Origin of the sequence: Paraburkholderia mimosarum LMG 23256 = NBRC 106338, assembly GCF_000739815.1 — a bacterium.
GTDB classification, from domain to species: Bacteria; Pseudomonadota; Gammaproteobacteria; order Burkholderiales; family Burkholderiaceae; genus Paraburkholderia; species Paraburkholderia mimosarum.
Window position 1 is genome coordinate 1 of the sequence record NZ_BBJJ01000372.1, and the last position, 572, is coordinate 572.

The 572-nt window shown below is 54.9% G+C and carries 3 tRNA genes; all 3 read right to left on the minus strand.

The annotated features are described in order from the left end of the window. Positions 1-130 precede the first annotated feature (130 nt). Positions 131-205 (minus strand) — tRNA-Thr (locus BMI01S_RS37940). A gap of 16 nt (positions 206-221) precedes the next feature. Then, positions 222-295 (minus strand) — tRNA-Gly (locus BMI01S_RS37945). Between the two features lie 53 nt (positions 296-348). Beyond that, positions 349-434: transfer RNA gene (locus BMI01S_RS37950), tRNA-Tyr, on the minus strand. Positions 435-572: the final 138 nt, after the last annotated feature.

The following is a 572-nucleotide window of genomic DNA, read 5'->3' on the forward strand; positions in this document are numbered from 1 at the left end:
GCTCAAACTTACCCTTGGCCATTTTCGACTCCTAAGAGGATTTTTCCGTACGTTGCGCGGGGCGCGCAAACAATCACTGGCTGCTGCTGCCTGCTCGACGCGAGGCTTCTGAGGCCCGCTAGATACCGGCTGGTGCCCATGGGCAGGATCGAACTGCCGACCTCTCCCTTACCAAGGGAGTGCTCTACCACTGAGCCACATGGGCATTTACTTAATTTCGCTGGAGCGGGTGAAGGGAATCGAACCCTCGTCGTAAGCTTGGAAGGCTTCTGCTCTACCATTGAGCTACACCCGCAAGGATCTGCCGATTCCCGACACTGATTCCCAACACTAGCTACAGCTGAATTCTGGTGGAGGAGGTTGGATTCGAACCAACGTAGGCGTAAGCCAACAGATTTACAGTCTGCCCCCTTTAGCCACTCGGGCACCCCTCCGCAGAGAACTGATGATTATGGGGGAACATCCGATAAGTGTCAAGCACTTTGTTCGGCGCCGAACCCACAACGCTCTCACTTATAGGGAGAGCGGAAAAGCAAAAACCCCGGCTTTTTAGGGCCGGGGTCTTGCTTGTA